Source organism: Ruegeria sp. BHSA118 (assembly GCF_059613405.1).
On the sequence record NZ_JBXWSM010000037.1, the window covers coordinates 1 to 23,624 of the forward strand.

The 23,624-nt window shown below is 58.9% G+C and carries 28 protein-coding genes; 13 read left to right on the forward strand and 15 right to left on the reverse strand.

Features of this window, described 5'->3' with window-relative positions; all coding sequences use genetic code 11:
- Positions 1-454, reverse strand: a 454-nt coding sequence (locus AC2FNN_RS12470) for a TetR/AcrR family transcriptional regulator (protein WP_496758897.1), incomplete at its 3' end; no start/stop codon positions are given.
- Positions 455-556: 102 nt separating this feature from the next.
- On the opposite strand from AC2FNN_RS12470, the gene AC2FNN_RS12475 reads away from it, so the two are divergent.
- A complete protein-coding gene (locus tag AC2FNN_RS12475; RefSeq protein WP_224854633.1) occupies positions 557-1,150 on the forward strand; it encodes an NAD(P)H-dependent oxidoreductase in 594 nt (197 codons plus the stop codon).
- A 20-nt stretch (positions 1,151-1,170) separates the two neighbouring features.
- Here the strand turns inward: AC2FNN_RS12475 and AC2FNN_RS12480 are convergent, their stop codons facing one another.
- Genes AC2FNN_RS12480 through AC2FNN_RS12495 form a run of 4 tightly spaced genes read right to left on the reverse strand, consistent with a single transcriptional unit; the run spans position 1,171 to position 4,076 of the window.
- Positions 1,171-1,776: a pyridoxamine 5'-phosphate oxidase family protein gene (locus AC2FNN_RS12480; RefSeq protein WP_496758898.1), complete on the reverse strand. Its 606-nt coding sequence runs from the start codon at positions 1,774-1,776 to the stop codon at positions 1,171-1,173.
- Complete coding sequence (locus AC2FNN_RS12485; RefSeq protein ID WP_496758899.1) at positions 1,760-2,503, reverse strand: lysophospholipid acyltransferase family protein; 744 nt, start codon at positions 2,501-2,503, stop codon at positions 1,760-1,762. Before AC2FNN_RS12485 ends, AC2FNN_RS12480 begins: the two co-directional genes overlap by 17 nt.
- Positions 2,503-3,402: a cell division protein FtsX gene (locus AC2FNN_RS12490; RefSeq protein WP_496758900.1), complete on the reverse strand. Its 900-nt coding sequence runs from the start codon at positions 3,400-3,402 to the stop codon at positions 2,503-2,505. Before AC2FNN_RS12490 ends, AC2FNN_RS12485 begins: the two co-directional genes overlap by 1 nt.
- Positions 3,399-4,076 carry a cell division ATP-binding protein FtsE gene (locus AC2FNN_RS12495; protein ID WP_496758901.1) on the reverse strand — a complete coding sequence of 226 codons (678 nt, stop codon included), beginning with the start codon at positions 4,074-4,076 and terminating at the stop codon, positions 3,399-3,401. The genes AC2FNN_RS12490 and AC2FNN_RS12495 overlap by 4 nt, the downstream gene beginning before the upstream one ends.
- A gap of 182 nt (positions 4,077-4,258) precedes the next feature.
- Here AC2FNN_RS12495 and AC2FNN_RS12500 point away from each other — a divergent pair, with 182 nt between their 5' ends.
- Complete coding sequence (locus AC2FNN_RS12500; RefSeq protein WP_496758902.1) at positions 4,259-4,999, forward strand: zinc-ribbon domain-containing protein; 741 nt, start codon at positions 4,259-4,261, stop codon at positions 4,997-4,999.
- 3 nt (positions 5,000-5,002) lie between these two features.
- Here AC2FNN_RS12500 and AC2FNN_RS12505 read toward each other — a convergent pair whose 3' ends face one another.
- The 5 genes from AC2FNN_RS12505 to argH all read right to left on the reverse strand — a co-directional run bounded on the left by AC2FNN_RS12505 (position 5,003) and on the right by argH (position 10,740).
- Complete coding sequence (locus AC2FNN_RS12505) at positions 5,003-7,546, reverse strand: TIGR02302 family protein (protein WP_496758903.1); 2,544 nt, start codon at positions 7,544-7,546, stop codon at positions 5,003-5,005.
- Between the two features lie 37 nt (positions 7,547-7,583).
- Positions 7,584-8,849, reverse strand: coding sequence for a diaminopimelate decarboxylase (gene lysA / locus AC2FNN_RS12510; protein WP_496758904.1), 1,266 nt, complete (start codon positions 8,847-8,849; stop codon positions 7,584-7,586).
- 62 nt (positions 8,850-8,911) lie between these two features.
- Positions 8,912-9,067 (reverse strand): hypothetical protein, encoded by a 156-nt coding sequence (locus tag AC2FNN_RS12515; RefSeq protein ID WP_496758905.1) that lies wholly within the window; start codon positions 9,065-9,067, stop codon positions 8,912-8,914.
- 87 nt (positions 9,068-9,154) lie between these two features.
- The gene (locus tag AC2FNN_RS12520) at positions 9,155-9,352 is read right to left on the reverse strand and encodes a hypothetical protein (RefSeq protein WP_496758906.1); all 198 of its coding nucleotides are present in this window, start codon (positions 9,350-9,352) and stop codon (positions 9,155-9,157) included.
- Complete coding sequence (gene argH / locus AC2FNN_RS12525; protein WP_496758907.1) at positions 9,352-10,740, reverse strand: argininosuccinate lyase; 1,389 nt, start codon at positions 10,738-10,740, stop codon at positions 9,352-9,354. The genes AC2FNN_RS12520 and argH overlap by 1 nt, the downstream gene beginning before the upstream one ends.
- A 21-nt stretch (positions 10,741-10,761) precedes the next feature.
- Here argH and AC2FNN_RS12530 point away from each other — a divergent pair, with 21 nt between their 5' ends.
- From AC2FNN_RS12530 to yddG, 10 genes are all read left to right on the forward strand, one after another.
- A complete protein-coding gene (locus AC2FNN_RS12530; RefSeq protein WP_496758908.1) occupies positions 10,762-11,328 on the forward strand; it encodes a TlpA disulfide reductase family protein in 567 nt (188 codons plus the stop codon).
- Positions 11,329-11,419: 91 nt separating this feature from the next.
- Positions 11,420-11,749 carry a hypothetical protein gene (locus AC2FNN_RS12535; RefSeq protein WP_152456810.1) on the forward strand — a complete coding sequence of 110 codons (330 nt, stop codon included), beginning with the start codon at positions 11,420-11,422 and terminating at the stop codon, positions 11,747-11,749.
- 59 nt (positions 11,750-11,808) lie between these two features.
- The gene (locus AC2FNN_RS12540; RefSeq protein ID WP_496758909.1) at positions 11,809-12,195 is read left to right on the forward strand and encodes a hypothetical protein; all 387 of its coding nucleotides are present in this window, start codon (positions 11,809-11,811) and stop codon (positions 12,193-12,195) included.
- Entirely contained in the window at positions 12,192-13,163 is a 972-nt protein-coding gene (locus tag AC2FNN_RS12545; protein ID WP_496758910.1) for a sterol desaturase family protein, read from the forward strand. Before AC2FNN_RS12540 ends, AC2FNN_RS12545 begins: the two co-directional genes overlap by 4 nt.
- Before the next feature lie 93 nt (positions 13,164-13,256).
- Positions 13,257-13,445 carry a hypothetical protein gene (locus AC2FNN_RS12550; protein WP_496758911.1) on the forward strand — a complete coding sequence of 63 codons (189 nt, stop codon included), beginning with the start codon at positions 13,257-13,259 and terminating at the stop codon, positions 13,443-13,445.
- Between the two features lie 103 nt (positions 13,446-13,548).
- Positions 13,549-14,382, forward strand: coding sequence for an EAL domain-containing protein (locus AC2FNN_RS12555; protein WP_496758912.1), 834 nt, complete (start codon positions 13,549-13,551; stop codon positions 14,380-14,382).
- 190 nt (positions 14,383-14,572) lie between these two features.
- Positions 14,573-15,748: an acetyl-CoA C-acetyltransferase gene (locus tag AC2FNN_RS12560; RefSeq protein ID WP_170346332.1), complete on the forward strand. Its 1,176-nt coding sequence runs from the start codon at positions 14,573-14,575 to the stop codon at positions 15,746-15,748.
- A gap of 185 nt (positions 15,749-15,933) precedes the next feature.
- Positions 15,934-16,656, forward strand: a complete 723-nt coding sequence (phbB, locus tag AC2FNN_RS12565; protein ID WP_496758913.1) for an acetoacetyl-CoA reductase — start codon at positions 15,934-15,936, stop codon at positions 16,654-16,656.
- Positions 16,657-16,955: 299 nt separating this feature from the next.
- The gene (locus tag AC2FNN_RS12570) at positions 16,956-17,903 is read left to right on the forward strand and encodes a transcriptional regulator GcvA (protein ID WP_496758914.1); all 948 of its coding nucleotides are present in this window, start codon (positions 16,956-16,958) and stop codon (positions 17,901-17,903) included.
- Positions 17,900-18,766 carry an aromatic amino acid exporter YddG gene (gene yddG, locus AC2FNN_RS12575; protein WP_496758915.1) on the forward strand — a complete coding sequence of 289 codons (867 nt, stop codon included), beginning with the start codon at positions 17,900-17,902 and terminating at the stop codon, positions 18,764-18,766. Before AC2FNN_RS12570 ends, yddG begins: the two co-directional genes overlap by 4 nt.
- Here the strand turns inward: yddG and AC2FNN_RS12580 are convergent.
- The 3 genes from AC2FNN_RS12580 to AC2FNN_RS12590 form a co-directional block, all read right to left on the reverse strand.
- Complete coding sequence (locus AC2FNN_RS12580) at positions 18,763-18,927, reverse strand: YdcH family protein (RefSeq protein WP_083445267.1); 165 nt, start codon at positions 18,925-18,927, stop codon at positions 18,763-18,765. The two genes, yddG and AC2FNN_RS12580, sit on opposite strands and share 4 nt — an antisense overlap.
- A 115-nt stretch (positions 18,928-19,042) precedes the next feature.
- Positions 19,043-19,822, reverse strand: coding sequence for a tRNA1(Val) (adenine(37)-N6)-methyltransferase (locus AC2FNN_RS12585; protein WP_496758916.1), 780 nt, complete (start codon positions 19,820-19,822; stop codon positions 19,043-19,045).
- Positions 19,819-20,034, reverse strand: a complete 216-nt coding sequence (locus tag AC2FNN_RS12590) for a putative signal transducing protein (RefSeq protein ID WP_152456800.1) — start codon at positions 20,032-20,034, stop codon at positions 19,819-19,821. Before AC2FNN_RS12590 ends, AC2FNN_RS12585 begins: the two co-directional genes overlap by 4 nt.
- A gap of 56 nt (positions 20,035-20,090) precedes the next feature.
- Here AC2FNN_RS12590 and AC2FNN_RS12595 point away from each other — a divergent pair, with 56 nt between their 5' ends.
- A complete protein-coding gene (locus tag AC2FNN_RS12595; RefSeq protein WP_496758917.1) occupies positions 20,091-21,089 on the forward strand; it encodes a polyprenyl synthetase family protein in 999 nt (332 codons plus the stop codon).
- Here the strand turns inward: AC2FNN_RS12595 and AC2FNN_RS12600 are convergent.
- Positions 21,082-21,903, reverse strand: coding sequence for a 4-(cytidine 5'-diphospho)-2-C-methyl-D-erythritol kinase (locus tag AC2FNN_RS12600; protein ID WP_496758918.1), 822 nt, complete (start codon positions 21,901-21,903; stop codon positions 21,082-21,084). The genes AC2FNN_RS12595 and AC2FNN_RS12600 overlap by 8 nt on opposite strands.
- The gene (locus AC2FNN_RS12605) at positions 21,893-23,563 is read right to left on the reverse strand and encodes a tetratricopeptide repeat protein (protein ID WP_496758933.1); all 1,671 of its coding nucleotides are present in this window, start codon (positions 23,561-23,563) and stop codon (positions 21,893-21,895) included. Before AC2FNN_RS12605 ends, AC2FNN_RS12600 begins: the two co-directional genes overlap by 11 nt.
- Between the last annotated feature and the right edge of the window lie 61 nt (positions 23,564-23,624).

Here is a 23,624-nt window from a genome sequence, read left to right on the forward strand (position 1 = left end):
CCAATAGCTCGGGTGGCACGTCCTTGCGCACCTCTGCATCTTCGAGCCACAGCATCACGATGCGGAAATACCGCTCAAAACAATAGGCCACCGGTCCTATTTCGGCGACAGCCGTCGCACCGGAATACCTGATCAACAGATCGAATACATATCGCTCGGACGTCATGAAACTGTGAACAGGTTCCAGCGCCGCGATGATTTCTGCAACAGTTTTGGGCGGTGTTCCGGCCTCGGCCTGATCCAGACAGGCGTTCAGCTTGTCTGCGGTCAGAATTTCCATCAGCGCATCCTTGTCGTGAAAATGCGCAAAAAACGTGCCCTTCGCGACCCCCGCGGCCTTTACGACCTCTTCCACCCGTAACGCTTCATATCCGCCTTTGCGGATGACCTCTTCAGCAGCCGAGAGAAGCTTGGCGCGGGTCTTGATCGTACGTTTCTGAATTGTCTTTTGCATATCGCTCAATCGCATAGTTTCTGACCGTGGTCAAATTTATATTGACCGTGGTCATTTTTTGATTCTATAAACTGACCACGGTCATTTTTCAGGAGATACCCGATGCAACACAAAAAGATTCTCATCCTTGACGGACACCCCGCGGAAAGCAGCCTGTCACGCACATTTGCCGAAACGTACAGAGACGCGGCCCGCAAAAACGGGCACGATGTGCGTTTGGTTCATCTGAGCGATCTGCAATTCGATTTTGATTTCGGTCAGGGCAATTATCACGACTTCAAACCGCTTGAGCCGGTTCTGGAACAAGTGCTGCAAGACTTTGAGTGGAGCGACCATCTGGTCCTGACCACCCCTATGTGGTGGGGCGGCCTTCCAGCCAAACTCAAAGGACTGATCGACCGAATGTTCATTCCGGGACGAACGTTTGACACACGGAACACCACCAAGATCGGGTTCCCGGCCCCGATGCTGACAGGGCGCACCGCGCGCGTCATCCTGACGTCAGATACGCCGGGATGGTTCATGCGCCTGATATACCGGCAGGCGCTTATCCGTCAGGTACGGGACCAGATCCTTGGGTTCGTCGGCTTCAAACCAACCCGTTTCACCTATTTTTCCGGTGCAAGTTATCCCAAGCCCGGCAGCGTAGATCGCTGGGTGGAAAAAGTATCCAGGATCGGGGCCGCTGCGGTTTGAACCACAGCTGGCACCCAGATCTACCACATCGTTTTTGCGGCGCGTGCAGACCATTCCTCGTCATATTGCGCGCCGCCTTCCGCACCACCCGATGCCTCGGACAGAAGCTGACCTATCGTGGGAAGATGGCCGCTTTCATCACCGCTGGACCAGATACGCGCCCGGATCAGAGCACGGGCACATTGGCTGTATATCTCGGCGATTTCAACGACGATAACGGTTGCCGGGCGTTTGCCGACCTTCTCGAATTGATGCCGCAGGCTCTTATCCGCTGTTACCCGCGCCAACCCGTTCACCCGAACGACGTTGTTGGACCCCGGAACAAGGAACATCAGCGAAACACGTGGGTCGCGCACGATATTGCGCAGACTGTCCAGACGTTTGTTGCCGCGCCAGTCCGGCAGAGCCAGCGTATTCGCATCCAGCTCTTTCACCACCGGGCCATCATCGCCCCGAGGGCTGCCATCCACACCTTCAGGGCCAACTGTGCTGAGAACACAGAGGCGCGATGCGAGGATCCACTTGCGATAGAGAGGCGTCAGTTGATGAACGACCTTTCGCAAGGACGGAGCACCGGGCCGACCATACAACGCTTCAAGCGTTTCAATGTCACGAATGTGCTCCATCCGGATCAAACCCCACTTCCCGCATCAACTCGTTGGAACGTGTTTCTATCACATCTTCCAGCCGGGCAAGGAATTTGTCCCGGCCAACACCCGGCTCGATTGGGTCGAGGAAATCGACGATCGCAAGGCCCGGTTTGCGCATGACACCCGTTCGGGGCCAGAAGACGCCGGCATTCGTCGCGACCGGAACGCAGGGGAAGCCGAGCCCTTCGTAAAGAACGGCTGTTCCAACCTTGTAGGGTTTCTTCGCACCGGGCGCCACACGTGTCCCTTGCGGGTAGATCACAAGCTGCCCGGGTTCCGAAAACTCTTTCGATACATCCTTGACCATCTTGGTCACGGCAGCACCGCGCTTGCCGCGATTGACCGGAATACAGCCAAGTCGCCGCGCATACATTCCGATGACGGGCGTAAACAAAAGCTCACGCTTCATAATGAACTTGCCGTGCGGAATGGCATCAAAAATGATGATGATATCAAGAAAAGACTGGTGTTTTGCGGCTATGACCACTTCATTCGTTGGAACCGTACCCCGCACTTCACACCGAATGCCAACCATCCAACGAGCTAGCCACATGGTGCTGCGCGCGTAGGTCTTGCACGCCTTCAGGGCGCCAGCCTTGGAAAACAGCGCATAGGGCAGAAAGACAATGCCAAGGATCAGCATCCAGGCGTAGATCACGATCATGAAGATCACTGACCGAACCCATTGAACAGCCATCAACATCAGGAAAGCTCCTTCAATTTGCGTCGGGCCGCAGCCCAGGTGGCAAAAAACGCGACCATTGCACCAAGGATCGGGATAAGAACCGGCAACACCCAGTCTTTGCCCTGAAAGCCGACACCGGCCAGAAAACCACCCGCTTCCGAGGCTTCGGGCAGCATCAGAACACCGGTCATTCCCAGCAATGTGCCGACCGAAGCCCCGAAGAATGCGCGATATGTAAACCGCCTTACAAATGCGCCTGCTATGAAACCGTCGCGTGCACCGACCAGGCGCAGCACTTCGATGATCTGGGCATTTGCGGCAAGCGACGCATTGGCGGCAAGGGTAATCATGGCAGCGGTCGCACCGCCGATCAGCAGGATCGAAATCCACCCCAGACGACGCAGAGACATTGCCGCATCAACCAAAGGCTCCCGCCACCGCGTATGATCATCCAGTACGGCGCCCGGCACCTCGGCCCCCAGTCGCAAACGCAACCCGGCCACATCAATTCCCGGTTCGGTTTCAATGATCTCGATAAGCTGCGGCACGGGCAGCGTATCCAGCGGCAGATCCGGCCCGAACCAAGGGGCAAGCAACGCCGCTTGCTCTTCCTGCGTCAAAGCACGGGCCGAGGCCACGCCAGGCGTCTGGCCCAGAACGGTAAGCGCCGCCTCGGTCTGGGCTGCACGCTGTTCCGCTGGCGCGTTGATGCGCAGGGTTGCGGCGCCGGCCAGTTCCGAGGCCCAGCGATCCGCAATGCGCCCCGACGCCAGAGACAGGGCCAGGGCGAACACTGCCAGAAACGCCATCGCACCCGCGACAAACAGGGTCAGGTGCGCCGTGTACCCCGTTGGGGGAACAACCCGGTCTGCCCGTTTGTCGCCCCGCAACAGATTTCTGAGGTCAGGACTGATCATAGATCCGCCCCCGCCAGTTGCAGCTTGCGCTGCGAAATACGCAAGACACGGGCCTGTACCTGGCTTTTGGCCGCGCGGATCAGGCTCAGATCATGGGTGGCGATCAGGACGGTTTTGCCCATCCGGTTCAGTTCGATCAAAAGACGCAGCAGGCGTTGCGACATTTCCCAGTCAACATTGCCTGTCGGCTCATCCGCCAAAACCATGTCAGGCGACAATATGACGGCACGGGCCAGAGCAGCCCTTTGCCGCTCGCCACCGGACAGTTCGGGCGGGAGCGCTTCGAGCCTGGCGCCAAGACCCACCCAGCTGAGCAGCTCGGTCAGGTTTTCCTGCTCGGATGTTTCCGAACGCCCGGACACCATCAGCGGCAACGCGACGTTTTCGGCAAGCGTCATGTGGTCAAGGAACTGACAATCCTGATGCACGACACCAACGCGGCGACGCAATACGGCCAGCTGGTCGCGATCAAGGGTTGAAATATCCTGGTCAAACACGCTCAACCGCCCTGAGCTCGGCAGCAGGGCACCATAGCACAGCTTGAGCAGCGTGGTCTTGCCCGCCCCGGAAGGCCCGGTCAGAAAGTGAAACGAACCCGGCTGCAATTGCACCGAGACGTCACTCAGCAATTCGCCGCCACCGTAGGTGTAGCTGACATTTTCCAGCTCGATCACACGTGCCCCCGTTATTTTGCCGCTCTTCTTGCCCGAGCATGGTGATGGTTTCAATGGCTCTACCGAGTCCAATTGGTGACACTTGACCCGTGAAACCGAAAACGCTCTTTGCTGTTGGGTCTTAACCGAATATCATTCCTGAAAAAACTATTATCGGCCCTTCGCCCGGCCGAGGAGGCAGCATGCGTCTTACATGTCCGAATTGCAGCGCGCAGTACGAGGTTCCTGACGAGGTCATCCCCGAGGAAGGCCGCGACGTACAGTGTTCCAACTGTGATCAGACGTGGTTTCAAGCGAAGCACCCTGCCGAAGCCGCAGGCGCACCGGACGAAAAAGCGGAAACCCCCGAACAGGATGACACATCGCCCGACGTGGTCGACGCTCCGCAGGACGCTGAACCGGGTCCTGTTGAAGAAGCGGTATCCGAAGACAAGCCAGAAGTTGAAGAACCCGCCGCGTCCACCGGGAATGTCGATCCTTCCGTCGCCAGCATTCTGAAAGAGGAAGCTGCCCGCGAAGCGGAATTGCGTTCGCAGGAAGGCAGCAGCCTCGAGAGCCAGCCCGATCTGGGGCTGGATACGCCACCAGAACCCAAGGTGCGCCCCAAGCGGCCTTCGACTTCGGAAACCGCTGTCGATGCCGGGCAGAAAGACGCACTGCCGGATGTCGAAGCCATCAATTCGACCATGCGATCAGATGAGTCGGACGAGGCCGCGCAGCCAGCCCGCAAATCGGGCGGTTTCCTGCGCGGTTTTGCGTTGATGCTGATCATCGGCGTGGTTCTGTATCTGATCTATGGCAATGCCCAACAGATCAGCGAAGCAGTCCCTCAGGCCGACCCGCTGCTCAGCTCATACGTGTCGCTTGTGGATCAGGCGCGCATCTGGCTGGAAGCACAGGCTGGATCCGGTGCCCAGAACTGAGGTCTAGAACCGCTCCAACAAACGTTTCAGGTATTCCAGCTCGATCTGAGGGCGGTCCGATTCCCCGGTTCTGCGCCGGATTTCATCCAGCAGTTCCCGCGCCCGGCGATACACGTCTTCGCCTTGCAGCAAATTCTCATCCGTTGAAATCGAACCAGCGGCACCCGGGTTTCGGCCCAGCGGATCGCGGTTGTTGGCTTGCATGTCGCCATCCTGCGTTCCCTGACCTGGCTGGTTCTGCTGGTTCTGCGCCATCGCCTCACCCAGCGAACGCATCCCTTCGCGCAGGGCTTCCATCGCCTCGGATTGTCGGTCGATGGCTTCGGCCAGATCATCCCCACGCAGGGCCTGTTCCGCCTCGTCCATGGCGCGCCCGGCCCGATCCAGCGCCTCGCGCGCGGCGTCGCCTTCGGGCGTACCGGCACCGGGCAACCCCTGTTGCTGGCGGCTCAGCTCATCTCTCAGCGCTTGCTGCCGGTCCGCAAGTGAGCCTTGACCCTGCTGGCCTCCGCCAGCCTGATCCGAGCCTTCCCCCTGACCGCCCTGACCTTCGTGGCTTTGCCCGCGCCCTTGCCCGCCATTACGCCCCTCATTGCCCCGGCTTTCACCGGATTGAGCACCTGGATTGAACTGTTCCTGCAAATCACGGAAGGCCTGATCGCTCAGCCCTTGTTGTTCGCGCAGAGTTTCCGCAAGACCTTCCATGGCCTGCTGACCTTCGGACTGCTGCCCTCCGCCCTGGCCCTGAGTCACACGCATGTTTTCCATCATCTGCTGGAACTCTTCCAGCGCCTGCTGGGCTTCGGCCATCCGGCCCTGTTCCATGAGTTCCTGAATGCGGTCCATCATGCGTTGCAGATCATCTTGCGTCATTTGCAGGGACTCGCCGTTCTGGCCCGGCTGACGCTCGCCATCTTCGCCATTTGGCTGAGCCAGCCGTTGCAGCTGTTGGAGGTAATCCTGAGTCGCTTCGCGCAGTTCCTGCATCAGTTCCGCGATTTCCTCGTCGCTGGCCCCGTTCTTCATTGCTTCGGTCAGACGTTCCTGCGCGCGCCGCATCCGTTCCAGCGCATCCGCAAGCGTGCCGTCCTCGATCAACACGGCAAGATCCCAGAGGGCCTGGGCGATTTCTGCCTGCTGTTCGGGTTTCAGCCCGTATTGATCAAAGGTCTCAAGCCGCCGCAGTACGACCCTCAGACGCAAATAGGCAGTTTCCGAACGAAACAGGTCCTCTGGCAGATGAGACACAGCCCGCAGCAGCTGCGCGATCCGAGGCGCATTGGACCGCGACCAAAGCAGATCGCGCCGTTGTTCGATCACCGCAGCGGCCAGCGGATCAAAGAACCGACGGGCCGGAAGGTCGGTCACATAAGGTTCGGAAGACGCTTGCTGATCCGCCGCATCCGAGGCCATCAAGGTGATCCGGACCGGCAAATGCGCCCATGGGTGTTGCGAGAAATCCTCGATCAGATCTTCTGCAAAATCCGCCCGGTCGCCGGTGATCGGCATAGGCAGTTCAACCGCGATCGCTTCGCGTGGTTCCGGCTCTGCCGCCAGACCATAGCGGCGGTCAACGGCAGCCAGATCCAGCTCGATCAGGGCAGAGCCTGAAACCACGCCATAATCATCTCCTGCGACGAATGGCAGCTTCATCTGCCCGCCCGCTTCGGCCTCAGCCGATCCGGCCACGGCTATCTGTGGTGCGGTGTCGTCAATGATCTCAACGGCCCATTCCCGCCCCGCAGGCCCGTCGATGCGCAACTGGCCGGAGCGTTCTGCCACGAACTCCTGCTCGGGGTCGGTCGCCGCCTCGGCCCCCAGGGCCGAGCTGTTTTCCGTCAGACTATGTGCGCCAACCTCACCATAAAGCCGCAAGGTAACGCGGCTGCCCTTGGGAACGGCAAGCTCTGCATCCGTTTGGTCCGCAAGATACAGCGTTGGAAGGCCCGTATAGCGCGGGGGTTCGACCCATCCTTCCCAAGTCGGCCCCTGCCCGGCGGCGGCAGTGCCCGGGGCCATGTCCGCCACAGACCCCACGCGCCACAAAGATCCGAAAACCAGTGCCACGACAAACGCCAGCAATGCGGCGTAGCGCAGTGCATAAGGATCCCGCGATGCCAGCCGAAGATCTGGTTTCACGGCCTCGGCCGTCGCGACCCGCTGCGCCATCCGGGCTTTATGGGCTTGCCACAGCGCCACGGAATCCCGATCAGCCGCACCGATGGCCTGATCATCCATCAAGGCCTGAATTGGGCGCCCCGGCAACGTCTCATCCAGCCGCATCAAAACCTCGGCGCGCGAAGGCAACTTGAGAACCCTCAGGCCAAGCACCGCAGCCGTCAAAAACAACCCCAGGGACAGCGCACCGACCGCCCAGACAATTTCCACGGAAACAACATCTTGAAGCCCCAGCATCAATGCCGCAAGCAGAACAAGTACAATCGAGAACGCCGGCCAGAACGCGCGCAACACCTGTTCTGCCACCAAGCCGACATGGGTCAGCCACACAGACAGGCGCGGAATGGGCAGGTTTGAGCGGTTGGGCAAAACGGGCCTCCGGGGTTAGGCCCGCGCGGTCATCGCGTCAAAGCCATGAAGGTATGGTATCGCGGTTTATGATTTCGTCAAAGCTTGGTCGTTCACGAATGACTGCAAATTGATCACCATTGACCAGAACTTCGGGGATCAGCGGGCGGGTATTGTACTCGCTGGCCATCACCGCGCCATAGGCGCCCGCGCTGCGAAAGGCGATCAGGTCACCCGATTTCAGCGGCGGCATGTTGCGCTGCTTGGCAAAAGTGTCACCGGATTCGCAGACCGGGCCCACGATGTCATAAGGGCGCTGTTCCACACCGGCGACAGGTTCCTGCACCGCGACGATATCGTGGTAAGCTTCGTACATTGCCGGGCGGATCAGGTCATTCATCGCCCCATCAAGGATCAAAAAGTCGCGACCTTCGCCTGATTTCACATAGATGACCTTGCTGACCATGATCCCGGCGTTGCCCGCGATCAGCCGACCCGGCTCAATCTCGATCTCACAGCCAAGATGGCCCAGTGTTTTCTTGACCAGCGCACCATATTCCACCGGCAGCGGCGGCGCGTCATTCGAGCGGGTATAGGGGATGCCCAATCCACCGCCCAGATCAAGACGACGGATGTTGTGGCCTTCTGCCCGCAACTGCTCGGTCAATTCGGCCACTTTCGTATAGGCCAGCTCGAACGGCTCGAGCTCGGTCAGTTGCGAGCCGATATGGACGTCGATGCCAATCACCTCCAGCCCCGGCAGGCTGGCGGCGTGGGCGTAAACTTCCGAGGCACGGGCAATCGGAATGCCAAACTTGTTCTCGGACTTGCCGGTCGCGATCTTGGCATGGGTCTTGGCATCCACATCCGGATTCACCCGGACCGTGATCGGAGCAACCACACCCAATTCCAGTGCTACGGCATTGATCACTTCCATCTCGGGCTCGGATTCGACGTTGAACTGACGGATGCCACCGGTCAGTGCGGTACGAATCTCATCCGCCGTTTTGCCCACGCCAGAGAACACAATCTTGTCGCCCGGAACGCCCGCCGCCTTGGCGCGCAGGTATTCCCCGCCCGAGACCACATCCATCCCCGCGCCCGCCTGCGCCAGAGTTTTCAGGATCGCCTGATTGCTGGCCGCTTTCATCGCATAGCAGACAATGTGGTCCGTGCCGTCAAGCGCATCGTCGAACAGCTGGAAATGCCGCAGCAAGGTTGCGGTGGAGTAGACATAGAACGGCGTTCCGACCGCAGCAGCGATTTCGGAGACAGGGACATCCTCGGCGAAAAGCGCGCCGTCGCGGTAGAGAAAATGATCCATGTCTGCGCGCTTAGACCAGAAGATGGCTTCGGATCAATGGATTCCGAACCCATCGACAAAGTTTAATTTCGGGTCGAAACTCCAACCCGGCCATAGCCCGAGATCGAAACTCCGGTGCCCGATTGCTTGGGCTCTGCCGCAGGATCCGGGCGTCTTGCCGATGTAGGTTCGCAAGCCGTCAAAGCCGCAAATACCAGAAACAGTCCTAGTGTTCTCATTTCAGTATCTTTTCTTTGGATGACATGCGCACCGACATGCCACCTCACGTTGGTGGATATAAAACCGATGCGCAATATGAAAGTGGCTTAGAATCCCAGGTAGATGCCCAGCGGCCCACGGCTCAGACCTACGCCACCGCCTACATACGCTCCGCCAGAGCCGACACCGACGGTTGCACTGACAGTTGGCTGAGCGGGCGCGGGCTGAACGGGCTCGCCGTCGGCTCCGCATCCGGCCAGCACAAGGCCGGACCCTGCAATCAGGATCGCACGCAGCACGGTCATCACACCATTGCCTTCCATCGTTCAACCTGAGCACGCACCTGATCCGGTGCCGTGCCACCATAGGACTGGCGTGAGTTTACAGAATTTTCGACACCAAGGACAGAGTAGACGTCATTTGTGATCTCGGCATGGACCGATTGCATGTCGTCCAGCGTCAGATCGGGCAGGTCGCAGCCCTTACCCTCGGCCATGGCCACCAGCGATCCTGTGACGTGATGCGCGTCGCGGAAGGGCAGGCCCAGCACCCGCACCAGCCAGTCGGCCAGATCGGTTGCAGTCGAGAAACCCGAACCCGCCGCAGCGGCCAGGCTGTCGCGGTTGGCGGTCATGTCCTTGACCATGCCTTCCATCGCCGCCAGCGCCAGCATCCAGTTATCGGCGGCGTCAAAGACCTGTTCCTTGTCTTCCTGCATGTCCTTGGAATAGGCCAGCGGCAGGCCCTTCATCACCATCATCAGCGCGGTGTTGGCCCCATAAATTCGCCCCACCTTGGCGCGGATCAGCTCTGCCGCATCGGGATTTTTCTTCTGCGGCATGATCGACGATCCGGTCGAGAACCGATCCGACAGTGTCACAAAACGGAACTGGGCCGACGACCAGATCACAAGTTCCTCGGCAAAACGCGACAGATGGACGGCGCAGATCGAGGCGGTCGACAGGAACTCCAATGCAAAATCCCGGTCGCTGACAGCGTCCAGCGAGTTAGCGGCGGGGCGGTCAAAGCCCAGCGCCTGCGCCGTCATATGGCGATCAATGGGGAAGGACGTTCCGGCCAGCGCCGCAGCACCCAGCGGGGATTCGTTCATCCGGGCCCGTGCGTCGCGGACGCGAGACAGGTCGCGGCCAAACATCTCGACATAGGCCATCATGTGATGGCCCCAAGTTACGGGTTGCGCCGTTTGCAGGTGGGTAAAGCCCGGCATGACCCAATCAGCCCTGGCCTCGGCCTGCGCCAAAAGCGCGCGGATCAGGGCCAGCAGACCGGATTCCGCCGCGTCCAGCTGCTCACGAACCCAGAGTTTGAAATCGGTTGCGACCTGGTCATTGCGTGACCGACCTGTGTGCAAACGGCCTGCGGGCTCTCCGATGATCTCTTTCAGCCGCGCCTCGACATTCATGTGGATGTCTTCCAGCGCGGTCGAGAACTGGAATTCTCCGTTCTGGATTTCTGACAAAACGGTGAGCAGCCCTTCCCGAATGGCCTGCGCATCACTATCACTTATGACGCCTGTGGCAGCCAACATGGCCGCATGGGCGCGCGAGCCTGCAATGTCCTGGGCTGCCATCCGTCGGTCGAACCCGATCGAGGCATTGATTGCCTCCATGATCGCGTCTGGACCGGCGGCAAAGCGGCCGCCCCACATCTGGTTCGAGGATTGATCGGTCATGTAAGAAAACCCGGAGTTGATATGCGCCTATTTCGTCTGATCCCCCTTTATATGGCCCTTGCGCTGGGTGCAAATGCCGCCTTGGCGACCGATGCCGAGACGCTGGCTCCTCTGCGGGAAGACAGCCTGAAACGTCTGATCCTGCACAAGGAACCAAAACCCGCCAAATCAATCGAGTTCCAGCTGGAAGATGACGGAGGTGTCGGTACGCTTGCCGATTATGAGGGCAAATATGTGCTGCTGAATTTCTGGGCCACCTGGTGTGCGCCTTGCCGCAAAGAGATGCCTCAGATCGCTGAGCTTCAGGAAGAGTTCGGCGGCGACAAGTTTCAGGTTCTGACACTGGCCACGGGGCGCAACTCGCCTGCCGGCATCAGGAAGTTCTTTGAAGAGAACGGCATCGCCAACCTGCCCCGTCATCAGGACCCCAGCTCGGCCGCTGCCCGTGAGTTCGGCGTAATCGCCTTGCCGATCACGGTCATCCTGAACCCCGAAGGGCAGGAAATCGCCCGGCTGATCGGCGACGCCGAATGGAACTCGGACAGTGCGAAGGCGATTATCTCGACGCTTGTGGAATCCAATAGCTGACGAATGGCGCAGCTTCCGCCTGTTTGTGATACACTCGAACCGGCCCAAATGGGCCGGTTTTCGTTTGTGACCTTATAGAAAGGAGGCGACGATGAAGCCGGTGGTTCTTTTGATCGGACGGTTGCCAAATGTGATCGGTGATGTGGCACGGCAACTGGATCATCTGCCGATTCAGTGGCTGGGCGCGCATGACACGGACGAGGTTCGAAAACAGCTGGATGCCGAGCCCCGGATTGCCTGCGCCATCTTGGGCGCGGGGCTTGACGATACGATCCGTGGTGAAATGGTGGGCATAATTGCCGCCCGGCGCCCGGATATCTGCATCCATCTGAAGGATCGTACATCCGGCCCCGAGGGGCTGGTGCCCTTCGTCGAACGTGTGGTGCAACACGAGATACTGGAACGGCTGGAAAACAGCTGACGCAACGCCACCTTTGACAGAGTTTCAACTCCTTTGCACTCTGCGCTCAGGAGGATGGAATGCCACTTGAAATTCTACTGGCGCTGGTCGTCGGCGGCATAGCTGGCGTCACCCTGCTATTGCATCTCACCGGCAGGTCGCAGCAGGTGATGCTGACGCCCGACATCGCACGATCACAATGGGCACGTCACTTTCCGGACGACGATGTGGTCGACGTCACGGTTTCCCATGATGGCCACGCCGCGGTGGTGCGCACCAGTTCAGGCAATGGGTTGCTTTGGTCCTTCGGGGCCGACACCGTGGCCCGGCATCTGCTGGACTATGATCTTCTGGATCATCCCGACGGCTTTGAGATTCTGTTTCACGAATTCTCGGTGCCCAAGACACTCATCCGACTGGACGATTTCGAACGCCATCACTGGCGTGACCTGATGGAGCCCGCATGACAGACCAGATAAGTTTTCCCGATGCGGTACAATGGGCCGTTCCTTTTTTCATCGTAGCAATTCTGGCCGAGTTTCTGTGGATCGCAGTCAAAGGCAAAGGCGGGCGTTATGAAACACGCGATGCGGTGACCTCTTTGATCATGGGGGCCGGAAACATCGCATCGGGCTTTTTGCTGGGCTTTATCGCCTATGCGTTTTTCATGTGGCTGTGGCAGATCACACCGATGAACCTGGGTACGTCAATTCCGGTTATCATCCTGTGCTTTGTCCTGGATGATCTGCGTTACTACTGGGTCCACCGCTTTGGCCATCGCATCCGCTGGGTCTGGGCCAGCCACGTAAACCATCACAGCTCGCAGCACTACAACCTGACGACCGCGCTGCGGCAGACCTGGACCTATACGTTCACCTTCATGATGGTCGTACGCGCCCCACTGATCCTGCTTGGGTTCCATCCTGCGATGGTTTTGTTCGTCGGTGGCCTCAATCTTATCTATCAGTTCTGGATTCACACCGAGGCCATCGGCAAGATGCCCCGCTGGTTCGAGGCGGTAATGAACACCCCCAGTCACCACCGCGCCCATCACGGCCGCAACGCGCGCTATCTGGATTGCAACTATGCCGGGGTGTTCATCATCTGGGACAAGCTGTTCGGCACCTTCGTCCCCGAGCAGGAGGACGACCGGGTGGATTATGGCCTGGTGCACAATATCGGCACTTTCAATCCCCTGCGGGTGGCCTTTCACGAATGGGTGGCCATCTGGCACGACGCGACCCAGCCGGGTCTGACCCTGAAACAGCGGCTGGCCTACTGCTTTGCGCCACCCGGGTACAGCCATGACGGCAGCCGGGACAATTCGGAGCAGATCAAGGCCAAGCATCTGGCGCGCCATCCGGAAGACCACGGAACGCCAGGTTTTGAGCATCTGGACAAAAAACTGCCCAGCGGACAAGCAGAACAGGCCTGAAACAGCCGGCTGAAACCTGCTTGCGCCTTGAATCTCGGTCATTGAACGCCATATCAGACGACAGGCGCCGTGTGTGAGTGAGCGAGGGTCGGTATGAACCGTTTGGCAACCATTTCAACCTTTTTTGGCCTGTTCGGCCTGTTGATTGCCATGCTCGCAGCCCTTGGCGGCGCCGTCGCAAGCCTGATCGCATTGGGTTTTGCAATGATGGCCCTTGGTGCGATGGGCGCGATACTTGGCGCGGCAGCTTCTTTGACGCGCGCGTGGCAATCCGCCCGCTGAGCCCGCGAGGCGGAAATTTTTCCGAACCCTTAACCGCAGATTCATCTCTTTGCCCCGAGACTGTGACCGGACATCTGTCCCGGACACATGGGAATCCGCGCTTATGGGAAACAAAAAACTGGCACATCTGCCTGAGGGGTCGGACAGCCCGTTGAACGCGGCAGTTTCGACGCGTGATCGTTCGGTTGTGCAGATGGCAACCGATGCAGTGAAGCATAAGCAGTGCAAACTGGCCTTTCAGCCGGTGATACAGGCGCACGCCCCGTACAGAGTCGCGTTTTACGAAGGGTTCATTCGGGTTCTGGACGAAACCGGCCGCGTCATCCCGGCACGCGAATTCATGCCTCAGGTCGAAAACACTCCTATCGGCCGCGATCTGGACTGCGTCGCGTTGGAGCTTGGGTTGCGCACATTGGCGAAGAACCCGGAAATACGCCTGTCGATCAACATGTCTGCTCGCTCGATCGGTTATTCCAACTGGTCCAGAATACTGGACAGATTCCTGAAACGAGATGCCGGATTAGGCGAACGCTTGATTCTCGAAATTTCCGAAAGCTCGGCCATGCAGGTGCCTGAGCTGGTTGTCGACTTCATGGACCGTTTGCAGGATCGCGGCATCGCTTTTGCGCTGGATGACTTTGGCGCCAGCAATTTCAGCTTTCGCCATTTTCGCGAGTTTCTGTTCGACGCAGCCAAAATCGATGGTCAGTTCGTGCGGGGCATCAGCAACGATCCCGACAACCAGACTTTGTTGCGGGCCCTGATCGCGGTGGCCCGTGAATTCGAAATTCTGGTGACGGCCGAATCGGTTGAAACGCAGGAGGATGCCGCTTTCTTGGTGGCAAGTGGCGTGGATTGCCTGCAAGGATTCTTGTATGGCGCACCCAGTGTTGCGGAACCCTGGAAGCAGGAAAGCAAATCAAAAACAGGCAGTTGAGTGCCTGTTCATCGACATTTTCCTACCTTTTCCGACACTGAGACAAGCTGCCCGTTGCTGCATGTGCAGCGTTGCGCTATTGCAAGGGTACTTGAGCGGGGGATCACGGGGCGCTCTTGTTTCGAGAGGACACCTTTCGACCTGCGCCGTCAGAAATTCCGCTGTCCCATGACGGTAAAGGACTGATCATATGACCAACGTAGTAATCGCATCCGCCGCACGAACAGGTGTTGGCAGCTTCAGTGGTTCGTTTGCGAACACACCTGCCCATGATCTGGGCGCTGCCGTCCTGGAAGCAGTTGTCGAGCGCGCCGGAGTGGAAAAAGGCGAAGTCAGCGAAACCATCATGGGGCAGGTTCTGACTGCCGCCCAGGGGCAGAACCCCGCACGTCAGGCTCACATCAACGCCGGTCTGCCGCAGGAAAGCGCGGCCTGGGGCATCAACCAGGTTTGTGGCTCGGGCCTGCGCGCCGTTGCTTTGGGCGCCCAGCATATTCAGCTGGGAGACGCGGAAATCGTCGCGGCTGGTGGTCAGGAAAACATGACGCTGTCACCCCACGCTGCCGCGCTGCGCGCCGGTCACAAGATGGGCGACATGAAGTATATCGACACGATGATCCGCGATGGCTTGTGGGATGCTTTCAACGGCTATCACATGGGTCAGACTGCCGAGAATGTTGCAGAGAAATGGCAGATCAGCCGCGAGATGCAGGATGAATTCGCCGTTGCTTCGCAGAACAAGGCCGAAGCTGCCCAAAAGGCCGGCAAGTTCGCAGACGAAATCGTGCCCTTCACCATCAAGACCCGCAAGGGCGACATCGTGATGGACAAGGACGAATACATCCGTCATGGCGCAACCATGGAGGCCATGGCCAAACTGCGTCCGGCCTTCACCAAGGACGGTTCGGTCACCGCTGCCAATGCCTCGGGATTGAACGACGGTGCGGCCGCGACGCTGCTGATGTCAGCCGAAAACGCCGAAAAGCGGGGAATCGAACCTCTGGCGCGCATCGCGTCCTATGCGACCGCCGGTCTGGACCCGTCAATCATGGGTGTCGGCCCGATCTATGCATCGCGCAAAGCACTGGAAAAAGCAGGCTGGTCGGTAGACGATCTGGACCTGGTCGAAGCCAACGAAGCCTTTGCCGCACAGGCCTGCGCCGTGAACAAGGATATGGGCTGGGATCCGTCGATCGTGAACGTAAACGGCGGCGCCATTGCCATCGGCCACCCGATCGGCGCTTCGGGGTGCCGTGTTTTGAACACCCTGCTGTTTGAAATGAAGCGTCGCGATGCAAAAAAGGGTCTGGCAACCTTGTGCATCGGCGGCGGCATGGGCGTTGCCCTTTGTGTGGAGCGCGACTAAGCGCGTTGACAATCAAATAGAATTAGGCGCCCGGTGGGCGCCTTTTTTGTTACATTGAGGTTCTAACCCTTGGATGCGACGATATTGCCGCCCGGAAACTGAGATTCAAGACGAAACAATATTGCGCACAACCATCTCTCAGAGTAACAGCATTACTAAGACGGCTAAAATTGAAGGAGTCATAAATGGCACGAACAGCACTCGTTACCGGCGGTTCCCGCGGCATTGGCGCAGCAATTTCCAAGGCGCTCAAAGCCGAAGGATACAACGTTGCGGCCACCTATGCAGGGAATGACGAAGCCGCCGCAAAATTCACCGAAGAAACCGGGATCAAGACCTACAAGTGGAACGTCGCGGATTATGACGAATCCAAAGCAGGCATCGAAAAGGTTGAGGCCGAGGTTGGCCCCATCGACATCGTTGTCGCCAACGCAGGCATCACCCGCGATGCACCGTTCCACAAAATGACACCCGATCAGTGGAAAGACGTGATCGACACCAACCTGACCGGCGTGTTCAACACTGTACACCCTGTCTGGCCCGGCATGCGCGGGCGCAAATTTGGCCGTGTCATCGTCATCAGCTCGATCAATGGTCAGAAAGGCCAGTTCGCTCAGGTGAACTATGCTGCGACCAAGGCAGGCGACCTGGGCATCGTGAAATCCCTGGCGCAGGAAGGCGCGCGGGCGGGGATCACTGCCAACGCGATCTGCCCCGGCTATATCGCAACCGAAATGGTCATGGCTGTGCCCGAGAAGGTGCGCGAGTCCATCATTGGCCAGATCCCGGCCGGCCGCTTGGGTGAGCCAGAGGAAATCGCGCGCTGCGTGGCCTTCCTGGCATCGGACGATTCGCAGTTCATCAACGGTTCGACGATCTCGGCCAACGGTGCACAATTCTTCGTCTGATCCAGACTTGTGAACAAAAAACGGGCCGGTCCCTTTGGGCCGGCCCTTTCTGATCCCGTAAGAACGCGCGCGCTGCGATCAGCGGGAACCGAATATCCATCCCCAAAACTGCCAGACCACCCTGCTACGCTCTTGATGGGCACGCAGGATCGCAATCTGAGCGGCGGGATTCGTCGTCATCTCGATCATGGCAGCCTCCTTTTTCAAATCAGTTTTATTTGACCTGATGTGAATATGACGGCTAAAAACAAATGTGACAAACGAGCTTTCTTGAGACTTCAGTTAAGTTTTCCTTCACTATGAGTGACTATCTACCCCCACTTACCGCGCTTCGGGCTTTTGATGCAGCGGCCCGGCACATGTCCTTCGCGAAAGCGGCGGAAGAGCTGCACGTGACGCCAGCAGCCCTGTCCTTTCAGATCAAATCGCTTGAAGAACACCTTGGACGTCCGCTGTTTCGCCGTCTGAACCGCGCCGTAGAACTGACCGAGGTGGGCCGTGCCCTTGCTCCGGGTGCGGCAGAAGGGTTTGCCACCTTGCAATCCGCCTGGCGTGCAGCGCGCAGACAGGAAGATGACACAAGCCTGACCGTCACTGCGGGTCCTGCTTTGACCGCCAAGTGGCTGGCACCGCGGCTTTACGAATTTGCTCGGGCGCATCCCGAGATCGATCTGAAATTCTCGGCCACGCTACGCAACATGGATCTGGAACGGGACGACGTGGATGTCGCCATCCGGTTCGGGAATTCGGCCGATGACGGGCTGTATTCCGTTCCCGTCAGAAAGGAATGGCTGACCCCGGTCATGACACCGGAACTTGCAGAACAATTCACCACGCCAGACAGCCTGCGCGACGCACCGCTGATCCATGACGATTCGATCAGCTTTCTGACCCCGCCCTGCGATTGGCCCGCTTGGTTCCGCGCCGTGGGAATGGATTTTACCCCGACCCATGGCGCGCATTTTTCCAATGCCGATCACGCGATTGATGCCGCTGTTGCCGGTGTCGGCGTGGCACTGGGGCGACGCGCCATGATTCTCAAGGACCTGACCGAAGGCCGCCTGGTTGCACCGTTCAAGGTGGCCCTGGAAACACAAGGCCGGTTCCGGTTTCTTTGCCTGCCGGGGGCTGAAAAGAAACCCCAGATCGCAGCGTTTCGCGATTGGTTCCTGACCGAGATTGAAAAAACCGCGCATATATCGGATGAGTTCAAAATCGTACCGATTGAAGAGGTTTCCCGCCCATGACCAAAATGCGCGCAACGGCCATCGGCTTCGTGGCTGTCTTGCTATGGGCCTTGCTGGCGTTGTTCACTGTCGGGTCGGCGCCCACGCCGCCTCTGCTGCTGAACACGATCTGCTTTTCGATTGGTGGTGCGCTTGGACTTGTCTGGGCAACGGCGACAGGCGGTCTGAGCGATCTAAAGCGAGTTCCCTGGACGACCTACCTGTTTGGCGCATTGGGCCTGTTTGGCTATCACGCGCTGTATTTTTCGGCCCTGCGCATGGCACCGGCTGCCGAGGCCGGGCTGATCGCTTATCTCTGGCCTCTGCTCATTGTGCTTCTGTCAGGGCTGCTGCCGGGTGAACATCTGCGTATTGGCCACCTGATCGGGGCCTGCCTTGGATTTGCAGGGGCCGCTGTAATCATTGCCGGGGGTGGCGGCGCGGGCTTTCAGGCCCAATACCTGCCCGGATACGCATTGGCCTTGCTGTGCGCACTGACATGGTCGGGCTATTCCGTTCTGTCACGCAGACTGGAGGGCACGCCGACCAGTTCCGTGGCGGTATTCTGCCTTGCTGCTGCACTGGCTTCGGGTCTGCTGCATCTGGCGGTGGAAGACACTGTACTGCCCGATACGGCACTGGGCTGGGCGTCGGTGCTGGCACTCGGCCTTGGGCCCGTCGGGCTGGCGTTTTACGTCTGGGACATAGGCGTCAAGCAAGGCGACATTCAAATCCTCGGAACCTCATCCTATGCGGCCCCGTTACTGTCGACCCTTGCTTTGGTGGTGGCCGGGATCGCGACCCCGTCCTGGGGGCTTGCGATCGCGGCCTTCCTGATCACCGGCGGGGCCTTGATAGCGGCCCGCGCCAGCCTGAAAACTTAAGCGGACAGGCGTTCGATCTCTTCTTTCAGCTTGAGCTTCTGCTTTTTCAACTGAGCAATATGGAGATCATCGATACCTGGCGAGCGTTGGGCTTGTTCCACTTCTAGACCGAGAGATTCGTGCTTTTTCTTCAGTTCCGTCAGATGTGCGCTCACGCTCATTGCGATCCTCCTTGTTTATGTGTCTGTGTGTCACGTAAGAAGTTGAGCACATCGTTTCCACCCTGTCACGCCGCAGACGCACAGAATCTGTAACAAATCCGACAAATTCGGCTGGTCATTGCCGATGGCACATGTTCCGAGGTAACGGAGCGGCCTGTCGGAGCACGGCAGAGACCGCCTCGGTATAGCTTTCACCGTCTTTTTCATGGCGCTCACCAGCGTGCAGAATCAAAGGCGCATGGAGACGAAATGCCGCGCGTCCCCCTTTGCGGGCACTCAGGATGACCAGTTCGGCCTCGCGGCCCACCCGCGCGCTGAGCGGCAGCACCTCGATTGAACCCAGTTTCCCCTCACATGCCGACAGCATATCGGGAAGACGGTCAGCTTTCTGGATCATGTGCAGGAACCCCCGAGGGGCAAGGCGTTTGGCCGCCACGGTGATCCAGTCGATCAGCGGCGTATTTTCACCAAGGGCAATGCTTCGCCCTGCGTCGCTGGCGGGGCTATGCGCCCCAGACCGGTAATAGGGCGGGTTCGCGATAACGTGATCAAAGTGACGCTGTCTCAGGTCATCAGGCAAAGCGTTCAGGTCAGCCTCGATCACGTCCAGATCACAGCCGTTGATTTCCGAATTGCGGCGGGCCAAATCCGCATAGGCCGGTTGCAATTCGATCCCAACCATTTGCAGCCCCGCCACCCGCGCGGACAGGCATAAAATGGCAGCCCCCGCGCCACATCCCAGTTCAAGCACGGATTGCCCGGCCTTTGCAGGGACGGATGCGGCAAGCAGAACAGGGTCTACCCCGGCGCGGTAACCTGACGCAGGTTGCAGCAATCGCACCCGACCACCAAGGAAATCGTTGCACGTCAATTCATTGTCGTCAAAGCGCATCATCGGCCCAGCGGGATCTCGTTGTCGCGCATCACACGCTCGGCCCGGGTCAGGTCTTCGGACCGAACCATCAGTCGACGAGGGAAAATCCCGATACCACCTTCGAGGATGCTCATATTTACGTCCATCTGAAAGCAGTCTATATCCTCGCCCTCAAGGAGAGCGGATGCAAAGGCCAGGATTGTCGGATCGGTACTGCGCAACAGTTCTTTCATGGGGATGGATGTAAGGGCAAGGCGACGCGAAAGTCGAGCCTTGTATCAGGAGTGTGATGACCGTCGACATGATCTCAAAACCGCATGAGCGTCTGGCTGAAATTCTGGCGGGCGAGATGGAGGCCGTGAACGGGCTGATCCGCACGCGGATGGCGTCGGACCATGCGCCACGCATCCCGGAAGTGACGCGGCATCTGGTCGAAGCAGGTGGAAAACGCCTGCGCCCGATGCTGACATTGGCCGCAGCACGCCTGTTTGGCTATTCCGGCGACCATCACGTGCGCCTTGCCGCGACGGTCGAGTTCATTCACACCGCCACCCTGCTGCATGACGACGTCGTGGATGAAAGCGCGCAGCGACGGGGCCGACCGACCGCCAATCTGCTTTGGGACAACAAATCCAGTGTTCTGGTTGGCGATTACCTGTTTTCACGCAGTTTCCAGCTGATGGTGGAAACGGGCTCGCTGCGCGTTTTGGATATCCTTGCCAATGCCTCTGCAACCATAGCCGAAGGCGAAGTGCTGCAAATGACAGCCGCTACCGATCTGCGTACGGATGAAAACGTTTATCTTCAGGTCGTGCGTGGCAAGACGGCGGCATTGTTTTCAGCCGCGACCGAAGTGGGCGGCGTGATAGCAGGTGCCTCGGAAGAGCAGGTCAAGGCGCTTTTCGACTATGGCGATTCACTTGGGATCGCGTTCCAGATTGCCGATGACCTGCTGGACTATCAGGGCGACAGCAAAGCGACCGGGAAGAATGTTGGCGATGACTTCCGTGAACGGAAACTGACCCTGCCCGTCATCAAAGCCGTGGCGCAATCCACGCCGGAAGAACGCGCCTTCTGGGAACGTACGATCGAAAAGGGCCGCCAACAGGACGGTGATCTGGATCAGGCGCTGGGTCTGATGAACAAATACGCCACGCTGGAAGAAACCCGGCAAGACGCTTTGGGCTGGGCCAACAAAGCCAAGGCGTCGCTGGACGTGCTGCCGGATCATGAGATTCGCAGCATGTTGCGCGAATTGGCCGATTACGTGGTTTCACGTCTCAATTGAGCTGCGTGGCGCGGCACCACCAATCAGGATGGGCTGCGCCGATCTCATAGGCCGCAAAATGCGCGTCTTTCATCGTCGGATACAGCGCAAAACAGGTTGATCCTGACCCTGACATGCGCACCACGAGCGCGCGATTGGTCATCTTCAACTCGTCCAACACCTGCTCAATCTTAGGTGCGACGTTCATGGCGGGCACTTGCAGATCGTTGCGCTGATTGCGCAGCCACTGGGCGCACTCATCGGCATTGTCAAACTCAGGCATGCTTTCAGGCATTGGCGGGTTGTCTCTGGACGCCAACGCGTTGAAAACGGCACCGGTGGGCACCTGGACATTCGGGTTGACCAAAAGGGCGGGCAGGTGCGGAAGGTTCACCGCCGTCAAACGATCACCAATGCCCTGCATTCTGATCGCCCGACCTTCCAGGCAGACGGGGACATCCGCCCCCAATGACAGTGTCAGGCCCCGCGGAAGGTCGTGGCCCTGATCTGCCAGGGCCCCAAGCGTGGCCGCAGCATCAGACGACCCTCCGCCAATGCCCGCCCCATGGGGCAAGGACTTGGTCAGTTGAATATGACCGGTCCAACCGACAGCTTCTGCCGCCCTCCAGACCAGATTTCGGCTGTCCGTGGGGACTCCGTCGGCAAACTCGCCGCGCACATCCATGGACAATTCAGGGCCGGGGCCGAATGTCAGCCGATCACCCAGATCGGCGAATACAACCAGCGAATCCAACAGGTGATAGCCGTCGTCTCGACGGCCAGTCACATGAAGGGTCAGGTTGATCTTGGCGGGCGCAAACGCCTTAATTTCCATTGGCGACTTTCAATGGTTCCGAACCTTCCTCGGCCAGAACAGCATCCAGCCCGACTTCGATCTTGCGCCGGATTCGATCCGGATCGGCTTCGCCGTCGGTGTCTTCCGGGTCGATGAAGGACAGGGCGCGGCTCCACTGGAATTCGGCCTCGCGCGCGCGCCCGACAGCCCAATAGACGTCACCCAGATGATCGTTGACCACCGGATCCACCGGCATCAGCTCAACCGCACGCTCCATGTGTTCGACGGCCTCGTCGTAACGTCCCAGACGGAACAGAACCCAGCCCAGACTGTCCACGATATAGCCACTGTCCGGCCGCGCAGCTACTGCGCGTTCGATCATGTCCAGTGCTTCATCCAGCTTTTCCTTGCGCTCAACCAGCGAATACCCCAGGTAATTCAGAACCTGAGGTTGATCCGGGTTCAGTTCCAGCGCCCGGCGGAAATCAGCTTCGGCCTGATCCCAGTGCTTCAGCCTTTCATGGCTGATGCCACGTGCGTAGTGCAGGAACCAATTCCCACCCGCCGCGCTATCCGTCAGCGCGATCGCAGTGTCATAAGAGGCCACAGCAGCGGCATAGTTTTCCTGTCGGCGCTGCAAGTCTGCCAAAGCGACATGTACACCCGGAAAATCAGGGTCCTGCGCAGCCAGGTTCTGCAACACCTCGACGGCCGCATCGGTTTTTCCCGAACGGTCCAGAACTTCGGCGCGGCCCAATTCGGCCGCATGGTGATCGTTGCTGTCCGCCGGGACTTGGCGGTATGCCTCAACCGCCAGATCATATTGCTGCAAGTTGTCCAGCAGATCCGCGCTCAGCAAAATGGCATCCACATGATCGGGGCGCAGGAAACTGGCCAGGCGTGCGTACAGCAAAATATAATCAGCCGAAGCTTCGCTGTTCAAAGCGGCACCGACGGTGAAAAAAATCTCGGCCATGCCGTCCTGAGCGGATCGGACATGGGTGAACGGCAATGTTTCACCCGCCGCCAACTGGCTCAAATACGCCTCGATGGTCGGGTCACTGCCCGCCACAAACACATCATCCAGAAACTGAACGGCGTCTTCGTTGCGATCCAGCTGCGACAGAATCTCGGTGCGGGCCAATGCGGCACGACGAGAGAACCGGGCAACCGTTCCATCATTGTCGGCAAGTATCGCCTCTGCGCCTTCGAAATCACCGATAGACGCCAATGCCATCGCCTTGTGGTAAAGCGCGAACTCCCTGAGACCATCCTGTGTGGCGACAGAATCGAACTGTTCCATCGCCTTGGTCATCTCACCCTGCCCCAGATGGGCCCAGGCGATCATCAGACCGTCAACAAGGGGGCCAACTCCCTGTGTTTCAGGATCACGGGCCAGCAGGTCGTCAAATTTCCCATCGGCGATCAGATTGGCCGAAATCACCATACGCGCAGCCTGACTGGGCAGGTTGGCTTCCTCGATCTGCTGGGCAATCGGCAGCGCGCGCACCACTTCCCCCAAAGCGATGCGTGCAACGACAACGCTTTCCTGCAACAGCGCATTTTGTGGATCAAACCTGAGGGCCTGAGCGTAATATCTTTCAGCGGCAGAATAGTCGTTTTCGTAAATCGCCTGCCGCCCGGCCAGATACGATCCGGCGCCCGTTTCCGAATAGGCCGGAACTGCGACCGACGACATGAACAGCACGGACAAAGCCGCGCGACGAACCAGGGAAAACACCGAAATCCTGCCTTGCTAT